This is a genomic window from Mesorhizobium sp. B1-1-5 (genome assembly GCF_006443065.1).
Taxonomy (GTDB): domain Bacteria; phylum Pseudomonadota; class Alphaproteobacteria; order Rhizobiales; family Rhizobiaceae; genus Mesorhizobium.
Map to the genome: position 1 here is coordinate 1 of NZ_VFWS01000573.1, position 1120 is coordinate 1120.

Annotated in this window: 1 pseudogene; it reads right to left on the minus strand. The window is 71.1% G+C overall.

Annotation, left to right across the window (positions count from 1 at the left end):
• Window positions 1–1120, minus strand: a pseudogene (locus FJ980_RS33405) (chromosome segregation protein SMC); the annotation flags it as partial.

Consider the following 1120-nt stretch of genomic DNA (forward strand, 5'->3'; position numbering starts at 1 on the left):
TTGCGGATCGCCTCGATGATGTCCTCGCGCTCCGAGACGATGGTCTCCAGCCGGTCCGAAAGCTCCTTCTGCTCTTCCTCGGCGCGCAGGTTAACGGCGCCGAGCCGCGAGCGCTCGATCTTCAGCCTGTCGAGCTGGCGCTCGATCTCGGCCATTTCGGGCATCGGATCGTCCGCTTCCAGCCCGGTATGGCGGATGACCAGATGTGGCGGCGTGTTCAGCGTCTCCTGGATGCGCGCCTCGACCTCCAGCCGGCGCGCGTCGGCCGCGGTCAAGCGCTCCTCGGCGCGGACACGGGTCTCGCGCGCCTCGGCCAGCGACTGGATGGCGCCGGTGGCCGCCTTGTCCAGTTCGGCCTGCCTGTTCTCCGCTTCCTGCAGACGGTCGGCTGCCGCCTTGCGCAAGGTCTCGGCTTCGGTGAGCTGCGACAGCAAGGCGCGCCGCTTGGCATCGATCTCGTCGGGTGCGTCGGCCAATCTCTCGCGTTCGGCCTCGGCCTCTGCCTTGCGTTCGCCCAGCGAGGCGATCTGCGTCGAAGCGTTCTCGGCGCGCTCCAGCCAGTTGCTGCGCTCGGCGCCGATCGCATCGAGCCGGCGCGAACGCGCCTCGGCCTCCCGCCGCAACCCTTCATGGACGGCACGCGCATCGGCGAGCGTGGCGCGGTCGCGGGCGACATTGGCCGAGGATTGCTCGTGCTGTCTCTGCAGGTCGCCGAGATCGGGCGCGTCCTGCAGCAGCATTTCCGCCTCGGCAAAGGCGGCCGAAGTTTCTTCATGACTGTCGACAATACGGGCGCGGGCCTCGTCCAGGGCGGCGCGCCGGCTCGCCAACTCGCCGCCGGCCTTTTCGGCTTCGGCCAGCGCGTTGCGGGCGGCGTCCAGCCCGTGCTGGGCGTCGCGTCCGGCCTGACGCGCGGCGCGCTCGGCCTCGCTGGCCTCGCGAAGCGACTGTTCGGCCTGTGCGAGCACTGCCTCGGCCTCGCGCAGCACAAGCGTCGCCTGCACCGCTTCGGCATCGAGCTCGGCCAGCCGGTTCTTTTGCGCCAGGCGTTGCGCGGCCGCGGTCGGCGCGTCGGCGCTGGCGGTCAGCCCGTCCCACCGCCACAGCGCGCCCTCAGGGC